This window comes from Niallia sp. FSL W8-0954 (assembly GCF_038005605.1).
GTDB classification, from domain to species: Bacteria; Bacillota; Bacilli; order Bacillales; family Cytobacillaceae; genus Niallia; species Niallia circulans_A.
In genome coordinates this window covers 3,122,541-3,145,803 of sequence record NZ_JBBOTN010000001.1, presented here as the reverse complement: position 1 = coordinate 3,145,803, position 23,263 = coordinate 3,122,541, and the positions used below count along the sequence as shown (strand labels likewise).

Below are 23,263 nucleotides of genomic sequence, written 5' to 3'. Positions count from 1 at the left end.
TGGACTTTCCCTTTTTATTTCTTAGAAGGCATATCCCATAATCGCAGCAATTTTTCTAGGGATATCGGTGTTATCTAAAACACCATGAAATTCTTCTGCTCCTGTCCCAACTGCAAATACAACAATCATATTGCTTGTATGGCCGCCTGTTGAACTAAGCTGCTGGGTGAGTGAATCTACAATTCCTGCATGATAATGGTTCGCGATAATAGTGCCAATTTTCCAGTCCATTTGTTGTTCTCGATATACTTGTCCGTTATTTACTTTCGGATTTATTTGCAGCTGAAGCAGCTCATCTTTCCTGAGGTCTATTCCAGCATAGTCTTTAAAAACTTTCTTTATGCTTTTTGCCGTATAGCCATTATTTGTTTTTTTCTTTATTAATTGCTGAGCCATATAATGAGGGGACGCTGAAACCTTTTTTAAACCACTAATATCTAACGCTTCTGTAGCAGATATGCCCATTGTTTCGTGATCTGCTGCAACAACAACCAATGTATCGTTTCTTTTCTTCGCCCATTCCACACAGTACTTAACCACTTCATCAAATGCAACTGTTTCTTTCCATATACCAGTTATATCAGAAGCATGTGAGGCGTGATCTATTCGACCTCCTTCAATCATTGCAAAAAATCCTTTTTGTTCACTTGATAGCACGTCTAATGCCTTTTTCGTCATTTCCTCCAATGTTGGTTCGGTTGTTTTGATATGACTTCTATCAAGTTGAAAATTCAAATGAGCATCACCGAATAATCCAAGCCATTTTTGGGACTTCGTTTTTTCTAATTCCTCAGCAGTTGTTAGAAAATCATATCCAGCTTTTTTATAAGCATCTATAAGATCTGTTCCCCGTTTATCCTTATGAGTAAAATATTTTTTGCCTCCTCCCATGATAATATCCACCTTATTACTCAATTGTTGTTTAGCAATTTCCTCCTGATCAGCCCATCTATTATTGACGCTTGCGGTAAAGCTGGCAGGTGTGGCATCTGTAACAGAATTTGTTGTGATGATGGCCGTTTTTTTTCCATCTCTTTTAAATTTGTCTAAAATACTATCTACATTTTTTCCTTCTGCTGTAATACCAATCATTCCATTATTTGTTTTCCTTCCAATGGCAAGAGCTGTCCCTCCGGCAGCAGAGTCTGTTACCCGATTATTGCTAGATGAAGTATGAACAATGGCGGTATGGGGAAGCGTTTCTATAAAAAGTCTCCCATTTGCTCCATGTTCAAATAATCGAGCAATCTCCATTTGTCCAACTCCCATACCATCGCCGATGAGCAAGATAACATTCTTTGGTTTCCTCTTTTGTTCCTTACTGAAAGCAGGCTTTTCTGTTCTTGGTTGCATGGAAAGAACAAGAACAAAACTTAGACTTATGGAAATAAATACGAGAAGCAGCTTTTTCATGTTTTTTTCCCTCCCTACTTTTGGTTTTTAATTAGGTATAGCATTTGAAAAAAAGTGGTTTTTTAACCATGTATAACTCAATTGTCTGAAGTCAGCAGATTTTTGTATGTAGTGGAGGTTAGGATAGACGTTCTTTCCCAAAGAATGCATAAATGGCAGAATGTATGATAAAGAGAGTCTACTCTTGGGAAATCAGCTGAAATTCCTTGCAAGGTAGGGATAAACTGCAATAATCAGAAGGAGAAACGTAGGTAGAAAGGGAATTATTTAGTTTATCGGAGTAAAAAAAGGGAGAGAAGATTATGAGTAAATCATTTATTGAACAAGTACATTATATTAGAATTCCTGTAAAAGATTTAGAACTGTCTGCAAGATGGTATAGAGATGTATTAGGGCTCCAGTTACTAAACAATACGGGGGAACTTGCTATTTTAAAAGTAAATGAAGGACCTTTCTTACTTATCTTAGTTCCTACCAACGATGAAACATTTGCACATTTTACAATTGATAATGAAGAAGAATTTAGCATTGGCTTTACAAGTCCACAGTTATCTGAGTTTCATCAACACTTAATGGACAATCAAGTTAAGGTAGAGGATATAAAGGAAGACAATGGTCACTTCTTTTTCCATTTTTATGACCCAAATGGTAATAAGCTTCAAGTCCACTGGTAAGATGATCATAAATTAAATTATCTTTTCCTTAACGAAATAAGATTGGGAACGTCAATTTAGACGTTCCCATATTTTTTGTCTGAAAAAACAACCTTCGAATACTTGTACCTCAACCATTCTCCTAAAAACAATCAGAAAAAATAGCTGAATTAATGGGGAGATGACATAAAAAAAGAAGACAAGCATACATTTTAATAAGTCATCCTATATATGTCATTACAAAGCAGCCAATCTAAACTAGGAAATTTCATTAAGGAGGAACTATTGTGAATACTATCTATTCTTTTTTGCCTAAAGCAATCGAAAATCTTATTCTCACAATCCCTCCATCAGAAAGATTAGGGATGGAAGAGATTCGAGTACGCATAGGTAGACCTTTAGAAGTATTTATAAATGGACGGTCTATCTTTTTTCCGTTTATTGTTTCGAAAGAGGATGGAAACCAATTATTGAATAAAATCAGTCAGTATTCCGTTTATACAATGGAAGAAGAATTGAAAAGAGGATATATCACGGTTCAAGGTGGACATCGGATTGGCCTAGCAGGCAAGGTCATTTTACAAGATAGCAAAGTTAAGGCAATAAGGGACGTAGCATCTTTTAATATTCGAATTGCAAAGGAGCAAATTGGCATAGCAAATCCATTTATTCCTTATTTATATGATAAAGGGAAATGGCGTCATACGATGATTATTGGCCCTCCACAGACCGGGAAAACGACTTTATTGAGAGATATTGCTAGATTGATTTCTTCGGATGCGGATAATTCATTAATAAAACCAGCAAAAGTAGGAATTGTGGATGAGCGGTCTGAAATTGCTGGATGCTTGGATGGTATTCCACAAATGACATTTGGTCCTCGTGTAGACGTACTGGATGCTTGTCCAAAAGCAGAAGGAATGATGATGATGATTCGCTCCATGAGTCCAGACGTCCTCATAGTGGATGAGGTTGGTCGGAAAGAGGATGAAGAAGCAATACTAGAAGCAGTGAATGCAGGTATTCAATTAATAATGACTACACATGGTTCAAGCTTGGAAGAAGTTAAAAAACGACCAATGCTTTCTAGCATGATAAAAATGGGCATATTCGAACGATATATTGAATTAAATAGAAGGAAAGGTCCTGGGACTGTAACAGCGATAAAAAATGGACAAGGCCAGTTATTGATGGATGAAATGAAGGTGAAATAAATGATTAAAATAATTGGGGCAATCTTGATCCTTGCTTCTACAAGCTGGGGTGGAATGGAATTTTCCAAGCTATTAAGTCAAAGACCGAAGCAAATACGCGCATTAAAATCTGCCCTGCAATCTTTGGAAGCGGAGATTATGTATGGACATACCCCCTTGCATGAAGCAAGCAGACGCTTAGCTGAACAATTAAATGAACCATTACGTTCCTTTTTTGCCGGTTTTGCAGAACGCTTGCTTAAAGAGGATACAACGGTGAAAGAGGCATGGACAGCCTCTTTGCATGAGATTTGGAAAAAAACAGCGATGAAGGATTCAGAATTAGAAATTATGAAACAATTTGGAGAAACATTAGGAAGGCATGATCGTTTTTCTCAGCAGAAGCAGATCATGTTAACACTTACCCATCTGGAAAGAGAAGAAGAGGAAGCAAGGGAAATACAAGGGAAATATGAAAAAATGATAAGGAGCTTAGGATTTCTTTCGGGTCTGCTGATTGTCATTTTATTGATGTAGTTTAGGAGGAGACTTTTATGGGTTTAGAGGTCGATATTATATTCAAAATCGCTGGTGTTGGAATCGTTGTTGCTTTTTTACACACAATCCTCGACCAAGTCGGCAAAAAAGAATATGCACAGTGGGTCACATTATTTGGATTTATTTACATTCTATTTATGGTAGCGAATATTGTAAATGACTTATTCCAGAAAATCAAAGCAGTATTTTTATTCCAAGGGTAAGGGAGGATATCATCATTGAAATTCTTCAAATAGTTGGAATTGCACTTGTTTCCACATTTTTAGCACTTGTTGTAAAAGAACAAAAGCCAAATATCGCCTTTTTATTAGTTGTTTTTGTCGGGTGTGCCATCTTTCTTTTTCTTGTAGACCAAATAGCTGCAATCATTCAAATGGTGGAAAGGATAGCATTGAATGCAAAAGTAAATACCGTTTATGTCGAAACGATTCTAAAAATAATTGGTATTGCCTATATTGCAGAATTTGCTGTGCAAATTACAAAAGATGCTGGACAAGGATCGATAGCATCTAAGATTGAACTAGCAGGGAAGATATTGATATTGGCAATGGCTGTTCCGATTTTAACCGTCTTAGTAGAAACTATTTTAAATATGATTCCCAATTAACTTAGGAAACCGCTTATTTCGAGGTGAAAAAATTGAAAACAAAGTTGAAAGTCGTCCTACTCGTTATGGCAGCTCTCTTTTTTCTATATCAACCGATTGTACAAGCCTCACCTCATGAATCACAAGACTCACTAGAAGCAGAAGCAGCAGAAGAAATAAAGGAAGAAGGAATGGACCCCACAAAAATAGTTGAATCTCAACTAGAATCTCTGGATCTTAATGAATTAACAACTTTTTGGGATTCCATCAAAACAGAGTATGGTGGATTTCTGCCAGAAAGTCAAAAAGGCAGTCTCTATGATTTTATGACAGGGGATAAAAGCTTTGATTTACAAGGCTTCTTCCATGGGATACTTCAATTTGCTTTCCACGAGATTATTGTAAATGGCAAATTATTAGGTTCGTTAATTCTACTGACTATTTTTAGTGTCATGCTTCAAATGCTTCAGAATTCATTTGAGAAAAGCTCCATCAGTAAGGTAGCATACGCGATTGTCTTTATGGTTTTAATAATTCTTGCATTAAATAGCTTCCATGTTGCTATCACTTATGCAAGTGATGCTATTTCGAAAATGACCCATTTTATATTAGCCTTTGTCCCGTTATTGCTTGCCCTTATGGCAGCCTCTGGCGGCGCCATATCTGCTGCCTTCTTTCATCCAGTTATCTTATTTTTGATGAATACAAGCGGTATGTTAATTGAATATATTGTGCTGCCCCTATTATTCTTATCAACCCTGCTTCATGTTGTGAGCAGTTTGTCCGAGCAATATAAAGTTACTCAGCTCGCCAATTTGCTGCGTAATATTAGCATTGGGATTTTGGGTATTTTCTTAACAATCTTCTTAGGAGTAATTTCTGTGCAAGGAGCATCATCTGCAATCACAGATGGAATTACAATTAAAACAGCTAAGTTTGTAACTGGTAATTTCATCCCGGTGATTGGACGGATGTTTACCGATGCAACAGATACGGTCATTAATGCTTCATTATTATTAAAAAACACGGTTGGAATCGCAGGAGTTGTTATTCTCCTTCTTCTCGTAGCATTTCCTGCCATAAAAATTTTAATGATTTCCTTTATCTATAAATTTGCAGCAGCCATTCTCCAGCCAATTGGCGGCGGGCCAGTTATTAAATGTTTAGATGTTATTAGTAAAAGTGTCATTTATGTCTTTGCTGCACTTGCAATTGTATCCCTAATGTTTTTTCTAAGCATTACAGTGATCATTGTTGCCAGTAATCTGACGATGATGGTTAGGTAAAAAGGGGGCGAAAGAATGAATTTTATTACAGAATGGGTAACAAATATTATTCTCTTTATACTGTTAGCAACGGTTGTGGATATGCTATTGCCTAACTCTACTTTTCAGAAATATGCAAAGATGGTCGCAGGCCTGCTCCTAATAACCGTCATTTTAACACCTGTATTTAAGCTGATATCCAGTGACTTTGAAGCCGTGTTTTCAGCTAGTGCAATGGGTGAACCTGAACAAAAAAATATGAATAATTCCATTGAATTAAAAAAAAGAGAAATACAAGCCTCACTTGATGAATATACATTAAATAAAATGGCTGTCCAATTAAAAGAGGATGCAAATGAGGAGTTGATAGCAAATTACGGAATGGAGATTAATTCAATTCAATTATCAATTGACAAAGAAAAGGAGGGTGGCTTTCCTGCAAATCTAACTGAAATGGTTATTCATATGAAGGAAAGCCAGGATCCCAATAATGTTGTGGAAGCTGTAAGCCCTGTTCGAATTGATACACAGCAACCTCTTCTTGATAAAAAGGAAACAAAACAAATGGACACAGAAAGTATTATTTCCTTTCTTTCTGAAAAGTGGGAAGTGCGAAATGATGCAATTGTAATTATGTACGAAGGAGGGGAGGAGGGGAAAAATGGATAAAAAGGACAAAGGGCCATTAAGCTGGTTGAAAAATATTCTGTCAAATGACGGAAACGAAAAAAAACAGGGGAAAACCACTTATATTGTCATCGTTGTATTATTTGGAGTCGCCATTATGCTGTTAAGCAATATGTTCTTTAAAGACAATAATAAAGCTCAAGAAGTCGCTGCTTATAATAATGAAGCTTCTTCTGAAGAGGCGGAAGAGACATTTGGGCAAAAAGCCAATAGTAGTAATTTAACTATTGCTGATTATGAAGAACAATATAAAAAAGAAATTAAAGAAGCAATATCAGCGATAGCAGGGGTTAAGGATGCAATTGTCTATGTAAATATAGAGGGATCAGAAAAGAAAGTATATGAAAAAAACCAATCCCAAACGATCCAGAAAACAGAAGAAAAGGATACACAGGGAGGTAATCGGAATGTGGAAGAAACATCGAATGAAGAAACAGTTGTATTAGTACCAAATGGAGATAAACAAGTTCCGATTGTAGTGGAGACGATGAAACCTAAAATAGCCGGAGTTCTCGTTGTTGCAAAAGGAGCTGGAGATATAAAAGTAAAAACAATGATTGTTGAAGCAGTTACTCGGGCGCTGGATGTTCCTAGTCATAGAGTTTCTGTACAACCTAAACAAAACTAAGGGGGAAGAATAGATGTTATTAAAAAAGCAAACGGTATGGTTGTTAACAATGTTAAGCTTGGTAGTTGTGTTGTCGGTATACTATATTACTTCACCGGAATCCCGATTAAATGAATTTGCAGCAACAGAGGAAGATAATAATAAAGCAAAGAGCAATGATGCAGAAGAAGCAGCCAAAGATAGCAAAGGAGAAAGCACAGTTACTACTACAGATTCTGAAGCAGTATTTGAACAAATGCGCCTAGATTTAATGGAACAACGTGACAAAATGAAAGAAGAGTTAGTAACCATTCAAGGATCTAAAGATAAAACAGCAGAAGAAAAAAATGAAGCTACTGAAAAAATCAATGAACTTCAAGAAATGACAGATAATGAAAAGATAATGGAAAGCCTTATTAAAGCAGAAAACTATGATGATGTACTTGTTCAGACTGCTGATGATGGCACAGTAAAAGTAACAGTGAAAGCAGAAGAACTTTCCGCAGATGCTGCCAATGAAATTGTTCAGCTTGTCCGCAAAAATATGGATGCACCAAATGCAAATGTTGCGGTAAAAATTGATCCGAAATAAATAGAGATATGAAGCAGCAAGGACAAGAAGAGGGGAAAAGCGAATAGTACGTTTAAAACTGTAGATCACTGCTAGTAAGTGACTACAGTTTTTTAAATAGATCAGCACGAGTAGCAGGAAGATAATGAAGCTTTCTCCTCAACATATCTTATCTCTTTGGAGAAATTCAGTTAAGCGTATTTGAAAGTGAGATTAGATAATTCGAAGAGCAGCAGTCTCATTTAAGAAAATAGCATGGAATTTTAAAACGACGGTTATGAGGGGAAAACTTCCGATATTCTTTCAGAAGCTTTCCACCTCACGATAATTAATTTTTGCTCTTTTTTTAAAGTAAATATAATAGTAAGCGATTTCGGATAATTGGTCAGCTTTAATTAGTTATTTTAAAAAGATAGTGGTATGATAAGTAGGTAGAAAGAGAGATGATTTCCTACAGATTTAGCTTTCTGAGAAAAATTTGAAAAAAGATTTAGTAGCAAAAAAGTCATGTTTTAAAGATGCATATTGAATTATCATAAGGTCTTATCGTATGATATTAGTATCTAGTCCTAATAGAATGATTTAAGGGGTGCAATTATATGTTAAAGATTTCAGAAATAAAAGAACTAATAAAATTAATAGATGAATCGACTATTAGCAATTTTTTATATGAACAAGATGGTGTGAAAGTTGAAATTCAAAAGAACGTTGGGGAAATAGTAGCACAAGCTCCAGTTGTGACAAAAACCATTCAACAACAAGAAGCCAAAGCAACAAAAGAGGTAGCAGTAGAAAGTGTAGTTGCAGACACACCTGTTAAATCAAGTGATGATAACTTACATAAAATTACTTCTCCAATGGTAGGAACTTTTTATCAATCAGCCTCTCCAGACTCTCCTTCATTTGTAAAAGTGGGGGATAAGGTTACAAAGGATTCTGTTGTTTGTATCGTAGAAGCGATGAAGCTATTTAACGAAATTACAGCAGAAGTAGATGGCGAAATTGTAGAAATCCTTGTAAAAGATGGAGAACTTGTTGAGTACGGGGAACCATTATTCCTAGTAAAGGCGTAACAAAGAGGGGTTAATCCATGATAAAAAAACTATTAATCGCAAATAGAGGAGAAATAGCTGTTCGTATTATCAGAGCTTGTCGGGAGCTGGATATTCAAACGGTAGCTATATACTCAGAAGCAGATCGTGAGGCTTTACATGTCCAAATCGCAGATGAAGCATATTGTGTTGGACCAAAAGCTTCAAAAGACAGTTATTTAAACTTTACAAACATAATTAGTGTAGCAACTTTAACAGGATGTGATGCTATCCATCCTGGATATGGTTTTTTAGCAGAGAACGCTGACTTTGCAGAACTTTGCAGAGATTGCAAAATCACGTTTGTAGGACCTAGTCCAGAGGCTATTAATAAAATGGGGACAAAAGATGTTGCAAGAGAAACAATGCGTCAGGCAGGTGTGCCAATTGTACCTGGTTCCCAAGGCATTATTAAAGATGTAGAAGAGGGAATGGAATTAGCAAAAGAAATAGGATATCCAGTAATTATTAAAGCTACAGCAGGTGGCGGTGGTAAAGGTATCCGTGTAGCCAAAACAGAAGAAGAGTTGATTAAGGGGATTAACATTACCCAGCAAGAAGCATTAACGGCGTTTGGAAATGCAGGTGTATATTTAGAAAAATATATCGAGGACTTCCGCCATGTTGAGGTACAAGTGCTTGCTGATAATTATGGGAATGTCATTCACTTGGGCGAAAGAGATTGCTCGATTCAGCGAAGATTACAGAAGCTGTTGGAAGAAACACCATCTCCAGTATTAACTGAAGAAATGCGGGCGAAAATGGGAGATGCTGCTGTAAAAGCTGCAGCTGCAGTAAATTATACAGGTGCAGGAACTGTTGAATTTATCTTTGATTATCAGAATCAAGCATTTTACTTCATGGAAATGAATACTCGTATTCAAGTAGAACACCCAGTAACAGAAATGGTAACAGGTATTGATTTAATTAAAGAACAAATACTAGTTGCATCAGGTAAACCTCTTGAACATAATCAAAAGGATGTTACATTTACTGGCTGGGCAATTGAATGCCGTATCAATGCAGAAAATCCTGCGAAAAATTTCATGCCTTCACCAGGGAAAATTAAGATGTATTTACCGCCAGGTGGTTTAGGAGTACGTATTGATTCAGCTGCTTATCCTGGTTACACGATCCCTCCGTACTATGATAGTATGATTGCGAAAGTGATTGCCTATGGATCTACTAGACAAGAAGCTATTTCCCGCATGAAACGAGCACTGAGTGAATTTGTAATCGAAGGTGTCGATACGACGATTCCATTTCACTTAAATCTCCTTAATCATGAAAAGTTTGTGGCAGGCAACTTCAACACAAAGTTTTTAGAAATGTATGATTTAATGAAATCAGAAGATTAAAAGGAGGAATAGGTAATGAGCGAAACAACAAGTTTAGAAATGAACCAAGAGTATACTGGTCTAGGAAAAGTAGAAATTGCTCCTGAAGTAATTGAGGTTATCGCAAGTATTGCTGCTTCTGAAGTAGAAGGTGTTGCACAAATGAGAAGCAATTTTGCATCTGGTGTTGTGGAAAAGTTCGGGAAAAAGCTCCATAACAAAGGCATAAAAGTCGACCTCAGTGAAGAAGGAATAAAAGTGGAAGTATTTTGTGTAATGAATTTTGGTGTATCTATTCCGCATGTTGCTCAGCAAATTCAAGATAACATTCGTCAAACGTTAATCAATATGACTGGCTTGGAAACAGAGGAAGTAAATATTCATATTGTTGGTGTTCAGTTCGAAACAGCAAAACAAGAACCTGAATTACAGCAAGAAATGTAAGGAATATTACTCCCTAAAATTAGCATAGAATGACTTTAAATAACAAAGGCTGAACAGGAAAGAACAAAATAGTAACTAATAGGTCTTCCTCTTAGTTGCTATAAGTTTTTTCTATGGACAGTCTTTGTTTTTGTGAGAATGACCAGAATAGTAAACTAATTATAGGTTTTTTTCTTGTAAGATAGAGTTTTGTTTTTATTTATGCTATTATTCATGTAGCATAGCTAAATAGGTTGTCTTAAACCTATGGAAGGATTTTAAAGGAGCTTAAATAATGAAGAGAAGAACTGCCAGAGAAAAGGCCTTACAGGCACTATTTCAAATTGATATTAGTGATATAGACAAAGAAACAGCAATAGAGCATGTATTAGAAGGAGAAAAATCTGATCCCTACCTTACAAAATTAGTGGATGGGGTATTAAATAATCAAGTTTCTATTGATGAAACCATAAAGCAATATTTAGAAAATTGGACGTTAGAAAGAATTGCAAATGTAGACCGAAACATTCTACGTCTTGCCACATATGAAATGATTTATGGACAAGCAGATGATGTACCTGTAAATGTTGCGATTGATGAAGCTGTTGAGATTGCCAAACTTTATGGTGATGATCAATCTGGTAGATTTGTTAATGGATTATTATCAAAGATAAAAGAAAATCAGTAATATTAAGAGAAACGTTGGTTTGATGAAAAAGACTGATTAGTGGACAATGTAAATCTATTTTGCAATATCAGCAAATATGATTTGTTATCATCCTAAATTGTTTCCTTCTATAACCTATAAACATGAATGATTAAGGGATGTGGTGTACGATACTACACCCCTTTTTCCATCCTGTATAAGGAGTTTTTATAAATGGAATCACGGTATTTAACGGTACATGCTTTGACGAAATACATAAAAAGAAAATTTGATGCAGATCCTCATTTACAGCAAGTCATGGTAAAAGGCGAAATATCCAATTTTAAGCAACATTCAAGTGGGCATATGTATTTCACCTTAAAAGACGAGAAAGCCAGAATTTTAGCAGTTATGTTTGCCCGGAATAATCAGCAAATGAAGTTTACGCCTGAAAATGGGATGAAAGTGCTGATTAAAGCAAGTGTTACCGTTTATGAATCAAGCGGGCAATATCAAATGTATGTGGTAGATATGCAGCCAGATGGCATTGGTCAGCTCTATCTTGCTTATGAACAGTTGAAAGCTAAATTGGAACAAGAAGGATTGTTTCTTGCAGACCATAAACAGGCAATCCCTAAATATCCGAAAACCATTGGTGTTATTACCTCACCGACCGGAGCTGCGATTAGAGACATTATTACAACCATTAAAAGACGCTACCCTATTGCAAACATCCAAATCTATCCTGCGTTAGTACAAGGTGAAGCAGCGGCTCTTTCTATTGTAAAGGCAATTCAACGGGCGAATGAACAGGAGTCTCCTGCAATTGATGTCCTCATAGTAGGCAGGGGCGGCGGTTCCATTGAAGAATTATGGGCTTTTAATGAAGAAATCGTTGCCAGAGCCATTTTTACTTCCAGAATTCCCATTATTTCTGCTGTCGGTCACGAAACAGACTTTACCATTGCAGATTTCGTTGCAGATATGCGTGCACCGACACCAACTGGTGCAGCAGAGCTTGCTGTTCCTCATATCGATGAGCTAGTTGAACGAATTTATTCTAGACAAAGCCGTTTAATAAGAGGGATAAAAGAAAAAGTAGAATTGCAAAAGTTACGTTTAAATAGAATTCAACGTTCCTATGCTTTTCGTTATCCTAAGGTTTTATACGATCAAAAAATGGAGCAATTAGACAAACAGACAGAATTATTAATACGAAATGTACAAAGAGTTTTTGAGCAAAAGAATAATCAGCATCAATTAATGCAAAAGCAGCTAGTAAGAAATCACCCACATCAATATGTGATGAAGGCACAACAAGATTTGGCTAATTTACAAAAAAATATGATTCGTAATACGGAGCTAATTCTTCAAACTAAAAAGCAGTCTTTTCTTTCGACAATAGGAAAGATGGATGCATTAAGTCCGTTGAAGATAATGGAAAGAGGCTACAATGTAGCATATGATCAAAATGGGAAATTAATAGCCAGTATAAAGCAAGTTAAGCCTAAGGAGCATATTGAATTAAACTTGGCCGATGGTACGGTACAGGCAGAAATTATGGAGATAAAGGAGAGATAAACATGGCAACTAATCGAGAAAATAAGCCAACCTTTGAAGAAGCGATGGAAGAATTAGAACGAATCGTTGAAAAACTAGAGGAAGGAGACGTTCCTTTAGAAGAGGCTATCAACACGTATAAAAAAGGAATGGAGCTTTCTAAATACTGTCATGAAAAATTAAAAAATGTCGAAGAACAATTAGCGGAAGTAGTGCTAGAAAACGGCAAAAAACAACCTTTTTCTATCGCTGAGGAGGAATAACACTTGAATAAAATTTCTTTGTCAGCATTTACAAAAGACTATAAAGAAGTACTAGAAAAAGAATTAAAGAAAAATGTCGAGAAGCTTAATGCTCCTTCCAGTTTAAAAGATTCCATGCTCTATTCCTTAAATGCAGGGGGGAAGAGAATCCGACCACTGCTTTTATTTGCTACCCTCAAAGCATTTGGAAGAGATCCACTTGAAGGTTTGCTGCCAGCGACTGCCATTGAAATGATTCATACTTATTCTTTGATTCATGATGATTTACCAAGTATGGATGATGATGACTTGCGGAGAGGCTTACCGACGAATCATAAAGTTTACGGAGAAGCGACTGCTATTTTAGCAGGTGATGCACTTCTTACATATAGTTTTCAAATCATGACATATATGACAAACCAGAATATCCCATCCGATAAGATTCTTGCTAGTATTGGCTTTTTAGCAAAAGCAGCTGGAGCAGAAGGGATGGTAGGTGGACAAGTTGCTGATATTGAAGGGGAAAGCAAGACGTTAAATCAAAGTGATCTTGAACATATACATCTACATAAAACAGGAAAGCTATTAGAAGTAAGTATCATAATTGGCGCGTTATTAGCAGATGCTACTAGCACGGAATTGGAAACATTAAAACGTTTTGCTTATCATCTAGGCTTAGCCTTCCAAATTAGAGACGATATTCTCGATTTAGAAGGGGATGAAGAAGTGATTGGAAAGCCAATTGGCAGCGATACGGATAACCATAAAAGCACCTATCCGAAAATATTAACAATGGATGGAGCAAAAAAAGAATTAGAGCTGCATATTAAACAGGCTAAAGACCTTCTCTCCGGTTTGAATTTTGATCGTTTCCTATTAGAAGAAATTACAGATTTAATTGGCTATAGAAATAATTAAAATATCCTTACTAAACGGTTTAAAAGCTTTTTATAGATGGTATATAATAAAACTAAGCGAAATATATATTAGGAAATATTATTTAGAATAACGAATAACACATATTAGGGTGTCTCAATATTTGACATTGCTAATGCTTTTTTCAAAAGATAATTTGTAAAAAGCACTAGTGATGTTCCGCTTTGAGGCATCCTTCTTTTAAGCGCGAAAGTACTCTGTTTGCTAACTATGTAGAATTACTACTATTATCAGTGAAGAAATGGTATAATACATATTTAATAATACGAATAAATTAGGTTTTTTGATAAAAATAAGGTATTCTAATATATAATACGATCTTGATAAATCAAATGGTTAAACGGAAGGAAGATATACCAATTAGTCAGTATTTTTCATCGCTTTATTGGTTATATACTGAATGAAAGTGAGTTGTTACAAATGGATTTAATGTCTATAGAAAATCCAGCTTTTTTAAAAGGATTATCGAACGAGGAACTGAATAGCCTTAGTGAAGATATCCGTCACTTTTTAATTAATAGACTTTCTCAAACTGGCGGCCATATCGGTCCGAACTTAGGAGTGGTGGAATTAACCATTGCTCTTCATAAATGTTTTGATAGTCCAAAAGATAAATTTCTTTGGGATGTAGGTCATCAATCTTATGTTCACAAAATATTGACTGGCCGCGCAAAGGATTTTGATACGCTTAGACAATATAAAGGCTTAAGTGGTTTTCCAAAAATGAATGAAAGTGAGCATGACGTATGGGAAACAGGTCATAGCTCTACTTCCTTATCTGCTGCAATGGGAATGGCTGTTGCAAGAGATTTAAAAAAGGAAGATTCCTATATCATTCCTATTATTGGGGATGGAGCTTTAACAGGCGGGATGGCTCTTGAAGCACTAAATCATATTGGCGACGAAAAGAAAAACATTATTGTTATCTTAAATGATAATGAAATGTCGATTGCTCCAAATGTTGGCGCTCTTCACCAAGTATTAGGAAGATTAAGAACTGCTGGGAAGTATCAATGGGTAAAAGATGAACTAGAAATGCTTTTAAAGAAAATTCCTGCCGTAGGTGGCAAGATGGCTGCAACTGCTGAAAGAATTAAAGATAGCCTTAAATATTTGTTAGTTTCTGGTGTGTTTTTCGAAGAGTTAGGTTTTACGTATTTAGGCCCAGTTGATGGTCATGATTATGACGACTTATTTGAACAGCTAAACTATGCAAAGAAAACATCTGGCCCTGTTTTACTGCATGTCATTACGAAAAAAGGTAAAGGGTTTTCTCCGGCTGAAAAAGATAAAATCGGTACATGGCATGGAACAGGTCCTTATAAGATAGAAACAGGAGATTTTGTAAAACCTGCTATCACTGCACCGGCATGGAGTAAACTAGTGAGTGATACGGTGTTAAAATTGGCAAGACAAGACGATCGAATCGTTGCTGTTACTCCTGCCATGCCAGTTGGCTCAAAATTGGAATCATTTGCAAAAGAATTTCCTAGTCGAATGCTTGATGTTGGGATAGCGGAACAGCATGCTGTAACATTAGCAGCTGGACTTGCCACACAAAAAATGAAGCCGTTTTTAGCTATTTATTCGACTTTTTTACAAAGAGCTTATGATCAGATGCTTCATGATGTTTGCCGTCAGAAATTAAATGTCTTTATTGGCATCGATCGTGCTGGCTTAGTAGGAGCAGATGGGGAAACCCATCAAGGTATTTATGATATTGCGTTTTTACGTCATATGCCAAACTTAGTTTTAATGATGCCTAAAGATGAAAATGAAGGGCAGCACATGGTAAATACGGCAATACAGTACAATGATGGCCCAATTGCAATGAGATTTCCAAGGGGAAATGGCATAGGTGTGGAGCTCGATTCTACATTAAAGACGATTCCAATTGGTACATGGGAAGTATTAAGAGAAGGATCTGATGCAGCAATTCTTACATTTGGCACAACGATTGAAATGGCAATGGAAGCAGCCAACCAGCTTGAATTACAAGGGATTCATGTTAAAGTGGTAAATGCGAGATTCATTAAGCCGTTAGACGAAAAAATGCTTTCTGACTTATTGAAAAAGCAAATACCAATTTTAACGATTGAAGAAGCTATACTGCAAGGCGGATTTGGAAGTTATTGTATCGAATATGCCCATGACCATGGTTTTGGAGCAAATGTAATAGATCGCATGGGAATTCCAGATGAATTCATTGAGCATGGAGATGTAAATTCATTATTAGAAGAAATAAAATTAACAAAAGAGGAAGTTGTAAAAAGAATTTCAGCCATTGCTAGAAAAAAACAAAAGAGGGCTTAGAGCATTCATGAAGAAAGAAAGAATTGATGTATTATTAGTTGAGCAAGGTTTATTCGAAACAAGGGAAAAGGCAAAAAGAGCTGTAATGGCTGGAATAGTCTACTGTGAAGAGAATAGACTAGATAAACCCGGTGAAAAAATAAATGCAGATTCTAAGTTATCTGTTAAAGGAAAGACGCTTCAATATGTGTCAAGAGGTGGCTTAAAACTTGAAAAGGCACTTAAAATATTTGATGTTGATATGAAAGATAAAGTCTTACTTGATATTGGCTCCTCGACTGGAGGATTTACGGATTGTGCCCTGCAAAATGGTGCGAAACAATCTTATGCATTGGATGTAGGCTATAATCAATTAGCATGGAAGCTTAGACAAGATGAACGTGTGATTGTCATGGAAAGAACCAACTTTCGTTATGTAACTCCTGTCGATTTAAAAGGCGAGATGCCGAATATTGCTTCGATTGATGTTTCTTTTATTTCTCTGAAGCTAATTTTACCAGTCCTAAAGACATTATTAGTTTCCGGCAGTGATGTTATTGCTTTAGTGAAGCCACAATTTGAAGCTGGAAGAGAACAAGTTGGGAAAAAAGGAATTGTCAGAGACCGTAAAGTTCATGAATCTGTTTTAGAAAAAATTATTGATTTCTCTATAAAAGAAGGATATATCGTTAAAAACCTCTCATTTTCACCAATTACCGGCGGAGACGGTAATATTGAATTTTTACTTCACCTCTATTGGGATGAATGTGCAGAGGAAAAAACGCATTATTATCAAATAAAAGAGACGGTAGAAGCGGCACATTCCGAATTGAAAGCAAAAAAAGAAACGGAAGAATAAGCTATGTAAAAGGGTTTGACTGCAGCAAGAGAACTATTAGTGCGTGGGATGCTAATGGAAAGGTTCTCCATGCAGGCTGACCCTTTTTTGGCTTGTCTAGCATGAATAAAGATAGAGCGGAAATGTATTTTGTTTTCTTTGTTCTTGTAAAAAGACGAACAAACACGGTAAAATAGATAAAAGGAAGCTTGTCTAAAAAAATCGAATGAACGTATGATAAGGAACAAATACTTTTAATAAAAAGTGATACATAAGGAAATAAAAATGATAACCAATGATAAAGGATGGAATATATGAATAAGGGCCAGAGGCATATAAAAATAAGAGAAATCATTACAAATAATGATATTGAAACACAAGATGAATTAGTAGATGAACTGAAAAGTGCTGGATATAATGTAACACAAGCTACTGTATCAAGAGATATTAAAGAGCTGCATTTAGTGAAAGTGCCACTTCAGGATGGCAGATATAAATATAGCTTACCAGCTGATCAGCGCTTTAATCCATTACAAAAATTAAAAAGAATGTTAATGGATTCCTTTGTGAAAATCGATTCAGCTGAAAATTTGCTTGTTCTAAAATCGTTGCCAGGTAATGCACAAGCGATTGGAGCATTAATTGATAATCTTGATTGGGATGAAATATTGGGGACGATTTGTGGAGATGATACCTGTCTAATTATTTGTCGCACTGCAGATGATGGCAAGAAAATTAGTGATCGTTTTCTTGATATGCTTTAATTTGGGGGGACATTAATTGCTAAGTGAATTATCGATTAAAAATTTTGCAATCATTGAAAGTCTATCCATATCCTTTAAAAAGGGGCTGACTGTATTAACTGGTGAAACGGGCGCAGGAAAGTCTATCATTATTGATGCAATCAATTTATTAGTTGGCGGCCGCGGTTCGGCGGAATTTGTTCGGCATGGAGAAGAAAAAGCAGAAATAGAAGGGCTATTTTATATAGAAGACGGTCATCCCTGTTTTCAAAAAATGAATGAGTTTGGTATCGATATAGATGAGGGTGCTATTGTATTAAGAAGAGATATTGCTTTATCTGGTAAGAGTGTCTGCCGGATAAATGGCAAGCTTATCACAATCGCCGTATTAAGAGAAATAGGTTCCACTTTAATTGATATTCACGGTCAGCATGAACATCAAGAATTAATGGATGAAACAAAGCATTTACAGTTGCTGGATACTTTTGCAATGGGAGAATTAGCTCCTGTTTTAGAAGAATATGAAGAAATTTATCGATCTTATACACAAACTCAAAAGAAACTTATGAATTTAACAGAAAATGAACAGCAAATGGCCCAACGACTTGATTTACTACAGTTTCAGTTCAATGAAATTGAAGGTGCTCATTTGAAAATCAACGAAGATGATGAACTGTTAGAAGAAAGAAAGAAATTAAGCAATTTCGAGAAAATTTATGATAGCATACAAACAGGTTATACTGCCCTAAGAGGAGAACAAAAGGGGCTGGACTGGCTTGGCGAGGTTATGGGAAATATGGAGGAAGCTGCAAGCTTAGACACCGAATATAAGGAAATGGCTGAATCTGTCTCCAATAGCTATTATATTTTAGAGGATATTGCAAGACAGATGAGAAGCGCTTTAGATTACCTGGAATATGATCCCGAAAGGCTTAATGAGATTGAAACAAGACTGAATGAAATCAATACCTTAAAACGTAAATATGGAAAAACAGTAGCAGAGATTTTAGAGTATGCTGCGAAAATCGAGGAAGAATTAGAAACATTACAAAACAAAGAAACGCATATCGATTTGTTGGAAAGGGAGTTAGCCTCTCTTAAGAAAGATCTTTTAGTGGAAGCAAAGGAATTGACTGCCTTAAGAAAGAGAGCGGCTCTTCGTCTCACAGATAGTATTCATCAAGAATTAAAAGAACTCTACATGGAAAAGACTGTTTTTGAAGTAAGAATTCATGCAGATGAGAATAATGTTACGAAAAAAGGGATAGACGAAGTGGAATTTTACATTTCTACAAATCCTGGAGAACCATTAAAACCACTATCCAAAATTGTGTCCGGTGGAGAGCTTTCTAGAATGATGCTAGCTTTAAAAAGCATTTTCTCTAAGCATCAAGGAGTGACATCCATCATATTTGATGAGGTTGATACCGGTGTGAGTGGAAGAGTAGCACAAGCAATCGCTGAGAAAATCCACCATGTGTCGGTTGATTCTCAAGTGCTCTGTATTTCCCATCTGCCGCAGGTGGCAGCAATGGCAGATACCCATCTATTTATCGCTAAAAAAATTGAAGATGGCCGCACATCTACGTCTGTAACACCATTAGTGCAGCAAGATAAGGTAAAAGAGATAGGACGAATGATTTCAGGAGCGGAAATTACGGAATTAACAAAAAAACATGCAAAAGAACTGTTAAAATTAGCGCAAAAAGCTAAGAATAAAATATAGACACGTAAAACCTCTGTATATGTGCAGAGGTTTATTTTATTCTTATGAAGAGTTGTCTATTTAATGGTGCATGGGAAACTAATTGCAAAGATTATCCATTATGGGTAGGTATTTAAAATTTTTAACAGTTATAAATGATGCTGTTACAGGCAAACTTATAAATGTAGCCGGAGAAGTAGTGGTGAAAAGAAGCGAGGAGAGTGAAGTGAATTGAAAAGTGATATCCTTAGAAAAATAATTGGTGGGATTCTCCTTGTTTCATTAATATCTTTAGTATGTAATCAATCATTTCAAGAATATCTTCATATCCCAAAAAGCATTACATTGTTTGAAGGACAATCAATGGAGATCAACAATAGTGAGGCGATTTCTGTGACAGCAAATGTAGCAGACGAAGATTCGGTTGTTGCATTAAGTCAAGAAAAAGGGAAATTTTCTTTGCAAGGAAAAGTTAGTGGGAAAGATGAGATGATGCTTGAACTTGCAGGTATTCCAATAAAAAAAGTGGATGTGAATGTTCTTAAAGACTTTAAAGTAATTCCCGGTGGTCAGTCCATTGGGGTGAAACTAAATACTGTTGGCGTACTGGTGGTAGGGCACCATCAGGTTAATACAGAAGAAGGAAAGCAATCACCTGGTGAAAAGGCTGGAATAAAAGTTGGCGATATGATAGTCGAAATAAATGGCATGAAAATAGAAAAAATGGCAGATGTAGCACCTTTTGTTCAAAAAGCAGGCGAAGGAAACAAACCTTTAGATTTAGTTGTAAAAAGAGAGAAAGAGGAGTTTAAAACCAAGTTGATGCCCCTAAAAGAAAAAGGGGATAACACATATAAATTAGGGCTTTATATAAGGGATTCAGCAGCTGGGATTGGAACAATGACTTTCTATCACCCAGACTCCATGAAATATGGAGCGTTAGGACATGTAATCTCAGATATGGATACAAAAAAACCAATCGTTGTGGATGATGGAGAAGTACTAAGATCAACTGTAACAAGTATTGAAAAAGGAAGTAATGGAAATCCTGGTGAAAAATTAGCAAGATTTTCAGAAGATAAAGAAATAATCGGGGATATTAAAACAAATAGTCCTTTTGGAATATTTGGTGTATTAAATAAACAAATTAAAAATGGCATAATGGATAAGCCAATGCCCATAACGTTATCAGACCAAGTAAAAGAAGGGCCAGCGCAAATCTTAACGGTTGTAGATAATGATCAGGTGAAGCTATTTGATATAGAAGTAGTAAGCTCTGTCCCTCAAAAGTATCCTGCGACAAAAGGATTAGTCATCAAAGTGACAGATAAAGAATTATTAAGCAAAACAGGCGGTATTGTACAAGGAATGAGCGGAAGTCCAATTATTCAAGATGGCAAGGTCATCGGAGCTGTAACCCATGTATTTGTAAATGATCCGACAAGCGGATATGGGGTTCACATTGAATGGATGTTAAATGAGGCAGGAATCGATATTTATGAAAAAGAGCAAAAAGCATCATAAAAAATAAAATGTCTCATGTAAAAGGATGAATCGACAATCCTTTTACATGAGACATTACTACTACTACGCATTTTGCATAATGAAATCTAACAAATAACCAACCGTGATAAATAATCCAAACATGGTGTTTGTTAAACCAGTGTTTTTCATGGCAATCGGTGTTTGGCTTCGATCTCCTTTAAAACCCCTAATGGCATCTAATGGCTTTTTGAAACTAAGCAGTACGATTAATAGCCAAGGACTAAAGAAGCCGAGAGCAACGAAAATAATAATCCAGAGGTATGATAAGATAAATAATGCCGCAAGTAGATTAACCGCTTTGTTAAAGCCGATAAGAATAGCAATCGTCTTTCTGCCACCTAATGTATCCTCTTCAATATCCCTAATATTATTCGATAAATTAATCGCACCAATTAGAATAGCGATTGGAACAGAAATAAGGATGCTCTCCTCGCTAATGTGACCTGCTTGGATAAAGAAAGAGATAAGGATGAAGATACATCCCATACATATGCCAGAAAAAACTTCTCCAAAAGGTGTATAAGCTATTGGAAGCGGACCTCCTGTATATAAATAGCCAATCGCCATGCCGAGAATGCCGACTAATGCAATCCACCAAGAAGTATTAGAACAAATATAAATACCTAAAAGTAGTGCAATTATATATAGGCTGATTGCCATATTTAAAACTAATTTTGGCTTCATCCCATGATGAACAATTGCTCCGCCTATTCCTACTGAATCTGCAGTATCAATTCCTCTTACATAATCATAGTACTCATTAAATAAGTTGGTTGCGATTTGAATAATCAAACAAGCAAACATCATGGCAAAAAATAAACCCCATTTTGTTGAGGCATGAGGGAAAGATAATACCGTACCAATGGAAACTGGTACAAAAGAAGCTGTTAACGTATGCGGTCTCGTTAGCTTCCATAGTATTTTATAAGTGTTGTTTTCCTTAGTGACGTTCTCCATAAAAAAATCCTTTCTATACTTTGGGAAAATGAAAACACAAATACTTAATAAATTTGTGCAAGCTTTATCTGTTTTATGCAGATAAATGTAAAAACAAAAAAACTAGACGTTTTTGTGTCCAACTTTAATAATACCGCATAAAGTTGTATCCCAACAAGAAAATATTCATAAAAAAGCCATAATTTTTTCTTCCAAATAAAATTGTTTGGGTATATGGAAGATAAGTCACTTGATTGCTTTTTCTATAGCCATGTGTTGTGTATAATAAAGTCGTAAAGATTTTTCGACAAAAATATGAAGGATATCGAAATCAGTCGAAAACGTGAGAAAATGAGAGAAATAATGGGGTTTTTCCTATTTTTTAAGTTTTTTTTATAAAATCAAAGGATTTTTGGTTGCTTTGTCGAAAATGTCATTTAGAATAAAAATATAGATAAAATTAGAGACATTTGGATTGAGGGAGGAAACAATCGTTGAAGAAAATAAAAGTATGCATTGTGGATGACAATCGTGAACTGGTAGGATTATTGGAAGAGTATATAGATGCTCAGGACGACATGGAAGTAATTGGTGTTGCCCATAACGGCCAGGAGTGTCTAGAGCTAGTAGAGCAGCTAGAACCAGACGTGATGGTGCTAGACATTATCATGCCTCATTTAGATGGTTTAGCCGTATTAGAAAGAATGCGCCAAATGAATAAACCTATGCCTAACGTGATTATGTTAACTGCCTTTGGTCAAGAAGATGTTACAAAAAAAGCGGTTGAATTAGGTGCCTCTTATTTTATTTTAAAACCGTTTGATATGGAGTATTTAGCAAGCCATATTCGTCAAGTAAGTGGCAAAACAACCGGATTTGTCAGAAAATCTTCTTCTTCTTTCAAAACACAAGAACCAAAAACGAAGAATTTGGACGCAAGCATTACAAGTATTATTCACGAGATTGGTGTTCCTGCCCATATTAAAGGATACCTCTATTTACGCGAAGCCATTTCCATGGTTTATAATGATATCGAATTATTAGGATCCATTACAAAAGTATTGTATCCAGATATCGCGAAGAAATTTAATACAACAGCAAGCCGTGTCGAGCGGGCAATCCGTCATGCTATTGAAGTGGCGTGGAGCAGAGGCAACATCGACTCCATCTCATCCTTGTTCGGCTACACTGTCAGCATGTCCAAAGCAAAACCAACTAACTCAGAATTTATTGCGATTGTGGCAGATAAATTAAGGCTGGAGCATAAGGCTTCTTGAGAGGGTTAGGGGCTGCTGGTTATGAGTGGGTTTTAGAGAAACGGTAAAACCCACCAATATGTAAAAAATAAACTTTCTCTTTGGATTTAAACCAATAAATTTTTACCAACAAACCCAATAAATCAAACGATTTATTGGGTTTGTTTTTGTTGAGTATAA

The 23,263-nt window shown here is 35.9% G+C and carries 24 protein-coding genes; 22 read left to right on the top strand and 2 right to left on the bottom strand.

Annotated features, from left to right (window positions below; genetic code table 11):
• Nucleotides 1-21: 21 nt before the first annotated feature.
• On the bottom strand, nucleotides 22-1,413 hold the full coding sequence (locus NX902_RS15600; protein WP_163186040.1) for an alkaline phosphatase: 1,392 nt from the start codon (nucleotides 1,411-1,413) through the stop codon (nucleotides 22-24).
• A 302-nt stretch (nucleotides 1,414-1,715) separates the two neighbouring features.
• Between NX902_RS15600 and NX902_RS15595 the strand changes: the two genes are divergently transcribed.
• The 21 genes from NX902_RS15595 (at nucleotide 1,716) to spoIVB (ending at nucleotide 20,870) form a co-directional block, all read left to right on the top strand.
• Nucleotides 1,716-2,087, top strand: coding sequence for a VOC family protein (locus NX902_RS15595; protein WP_123257911.1), 372 nt, complete (start codon nucleotides 1,716-1,718; stop codon nucleotides 2,085-2,087).
• 266 nt (nucleotides 2,088-2,353) lie between these two features.
• The gene (gene spoIIIAA, locus NX902_RS15590; RefSeq protein WP_095332841.1) at nucleotides 2,354-3,280 is read left to right on the top strand and encodes a stage III sporulation protein AA; all 927 of its coding nucleotides are present in this window, start codon (nucleotides 2,354-2,356) and stop codon (nucleotides 3,278-3,280) included.
• On the top strand, nucleotides 3,281-3,796 hold the full coding sequence (gene spoIIIAB, locus NX902_RS15585) for a stage III sporulation protein SpoIIIAB (RefSeq protein WP_163186043.1): 516 nt from the start codon (nucleotides 3,281-3,283) through the stop codon (nucleotides 3,794-3,796).
• Nucleotides 3,797-3,813: 17 nt separating this feature from the next.
• Complete coding sequence (gene spoIIIAC / locus NX902_RS15580; RefSeq protein WP_016204918.1) at nucleotides 3,814-4,020, top strand: stage III sporulation protein AC; 207 nt, start codon at nucleotides 3,814-3,816, stop codon at nucleotides 4,018-4,020.
• A gap of 8 nt (nucleotides 4,021-4,028) precedes the next feature.
• Entirely contained in the window at nucleotides 4,029-4,424 is a 396-nt protein-coding gene (gene spoIIIAD, locus NX902_RS15575) for a stage III sporulation protein AD (RefSeq protein WP_047941134.1), read from the top strand.
• A 23-nt stretch (nucleotides 4,425-4,447) separates the two neighbouring features.
• Entirely contained in the window at nucleotides 4,448-5,689 is a 1,242-nt protein-coding gene (gene spoIIIAE / locus NX902_RS15570; protein ID WP_413230974.1) for a stage III sporulation protein AE, read from the top strand.
• A gap of 15 nt (nucleotides 5,690-5,704) precedes the next feature.
• On the top strand, nucleotides 5,705-6,337 hold the full coding sequence (gene spoIIIAF, locus NX902_RS15565; RefSeq protein ID WP_123257909.1) for a stage III sporulation protein AF: 633 nt from the start codon (nucleotides 5,705-5,707) through the stop codon (nucleotides 6,335-6,337).
• Nucleotides 6,330-6,983 carry a stage III sporulation protein AG gene (spoIIIAG, locus tag NX902_RS15560; RefSeq protein ID WP_123257908.1) on the top strand — a complete coding sequence of 218 codons (654 nt, stop codon included), beginning with the start codon at nucleotides 6,330-6,332 and terminating at the stop codon, nucleotides 6,981-6,983. The genes spoIIIAF and spoIIIAG overlap by 8 nt, the downstream gene beginning before the upstream one ends.
• A gap of 13 nt (nucleotides 6,984-6,996) precedes the next feature.
• On the top strand, nucleotides 6,997-7,554 hold the full coding sequence (locus NX902_RS15555; protein WP_095332851.1) for a SpoIIIAH-like family protein: 558 nt from the start codon (nucleotides 6,997-6,999) through the stop codon (nucleotides 7,552-7,554).
• A 578-nt stretch (nucleotides 7,555-8,132) separates the two neighbouring features.
• On the top strand, nucleotides 8,133-8,606 hold the full coding sequence (gene accB / locus NX902_RS15550; RefSeq protein ID WP_095332853.1) for an acetyl-CoA carboxylase biotin carboxyl carrier protein: 474 nt from the start codon (nucleotides 8,133-8,135) through the stop codon (nucleotides 8,604-8,606).
• 17 nt (nucleotides 8,607-8,623) lie between these two features.
• Nucleotides 8,624-9,982 carry an acetyl-CoA carboxylase biotin carboxylase subunit gene (gene accC, locus NX902_RS15545; RefSeq protein ID WP_047941128.1) on the top strand — a complete coding sequence of 453 codons (1,359 nt, stop codon included), beginning with the start codon at nucleotides 8,624-8,626 and terminating at the stop codon, nucleotides 9,980-9,982.
• A gap of 15 nt (nucleotides 9,983-9,997) precedes the next feature.
• The gene (locus NX902_RS15540) at nucleotides 9,998-10,405 is read left to right on the top strand and encodes an Asp23/Gls24 family envelope stress response protein (protein ID WP_095332855.1); all 408 of its coding nucleotides are present in this window, start codon (nucleotides 9,998-10,000) and stop codon (nucleotides 10,403-10,405) included.
• A gap of 274 nt (nucleotides 10,406-10,679) precedes the next feature.
• Nucleotides 10,680-11,072, top strand: a complete 393-nt coding sequence (nusB, locus tag NX902_RS15535) for a transcription antitermination factor NusB (RefSeq protein WP_047941126.1) — start codon at nucleotides 10,680-10,682, stop codon at nucleotides 11,070-11,072.
• Nucleotides 11,073-11,264: 192 nt separating this feature from the next.
• On the top strand, nucleotides 11,265-12,611 hold the full coding sequence (gene xseA / locus NX902_RS15530; RefSeq protein ID WP_163186046.1) for an exodeoxyribonuclease VII large subunit: 1,347 nt from the start codon (nucleotides 11,265-11,267) through the stop codon (nucleotides 12,609-12,611).
• Nucleotides 12,612-12,613: 2 nt separating this feature from the next.
• Nucleotides 12,614-12,853 carry an exodeoxyribonuclease VII small subunit gene (gene xseB / locus NX902_RS15525; protein WP_047941124.1) on the top strand — a complete coding sequence of 80 codons (240 nt, stop codon included), beginning with the start codon at nucleotides 12,614-12,616 and terminating at the stop codon, nucleotides 12,851-12,853.
• 3 nt (nucleotides 12,854-12,856) lie between these two features.
• Entirely contained in the window at nucleotides 12,857-13,750 is an 894-nt protein-coding gene (locus NX902_RS15520) for a polyprenyl synthetase family protein (RefSeq protein WP_095332859.1), read from the top strand.
• Between the two features lie 438 nt (nucleotides 13,751-14,188).
• On the top strand, nucleotides 14,189-16,081 hold the full coding sequence (gene dxs / locus NX902_RS15515; protein WP_163186049.1) for a 1-deoxy-D-xylulose-5-phosphate synthase: 1,893 nt from the start codon (nucleotides 14,189-14,191) through the stop codon (nucleotides 16,079-16,081).
• A gap of 7 nt (nucleotides 16,082-16,088) precedes the next feature.
• Nucleotides 16,089-16,919: a TlyA family RNA methyltransferase gene (locus NX902_RS15510; protein ID WP_095332863.1), complete on the top strand. Its 831-nt coding sequence runs from the start codon at nucleotides 16,089-16,091 to the stop codon at nucleotides 16,917-16,919.
• A gap of 293 nt (nucleotides 16,920-17,212) precedes the next feature.
• Nucleotides 17,213-17,662 (top strand): transcriptional regulator AhrC/ArgR, encoded by a 450-nt coding sequence (gene ahrC / locus NX902_RS15505; protein WP_047941121.1) that lies wholly within the window; start codon nucleotides 17,213-17,215, stop codon nucleotides 17,660-17,662.
• Between the two features lie 16 nt (nucleotides 17,663-17,678).
• Nucleotides 17,679-19,367, top strand: a complete 1,689-nt coding sequence (recN, locus tag NX902_RS15500; RefSeq protein WP_123257905.1) for a DNA repair protein RecN — start codon at nucleotides 17,679-17,681, stop codon at nucleotides 19,365-19,367.
• Nucleotides 19,368-19,577: 210 nt separating this feature from the next.
• Nucleotides 19,578-20,870 carry a SpoIVB peptidase gene (gene spoIVB, locus NX902_RS15495; protein WP_095332867.1) on the top strand — a complete coding sequence of 431 codons (1,293 nt, stop codon included), beginning with the start codon at nucleotides 19,578-19,580 and terminating at the stop codon, nucleotides 20,868-20,870.
• 63 nt (nucleotides 20,871-20,933) lie between these two features.
• Here spoIVB and NX902_RS15490 read toward each other — a convergent pair whose 3' ends face one another.
• Nucleotides 20,934-21,848 carry a 1,4-dihydroxy-2-naphthoate polyprenyltransferase gene (locus NX902_RS15490; RefSeq protein WP_095332869.1) on the bottom strand — a complete coding sequence of 305 codons (915 nt, stop codon included), beginning with the start codon at nucleotides 21,846-21,848 and terminating at the stop codon, nucleotides 20,934-20,936.
• Nucleotides 21,849-22,321: 473 nt separating this feature from the next.
• On the opposite strand from NX902_RS15490, the gene spo0A reads away from it, so the two are divergent.
• A complete protein-coding gene (gene spo0A / locus NX902_RS15485) occupies nucleotides 22,322-23,104 on the top strand; it encodes a sporulation transcription factor Spo0A (RefSeq protein WP_047941117.1) in 783 nt (260 codons plus the stop codon).
• Nucleotides 23,105-23,263: the final 159 nt, after the last annotated feature.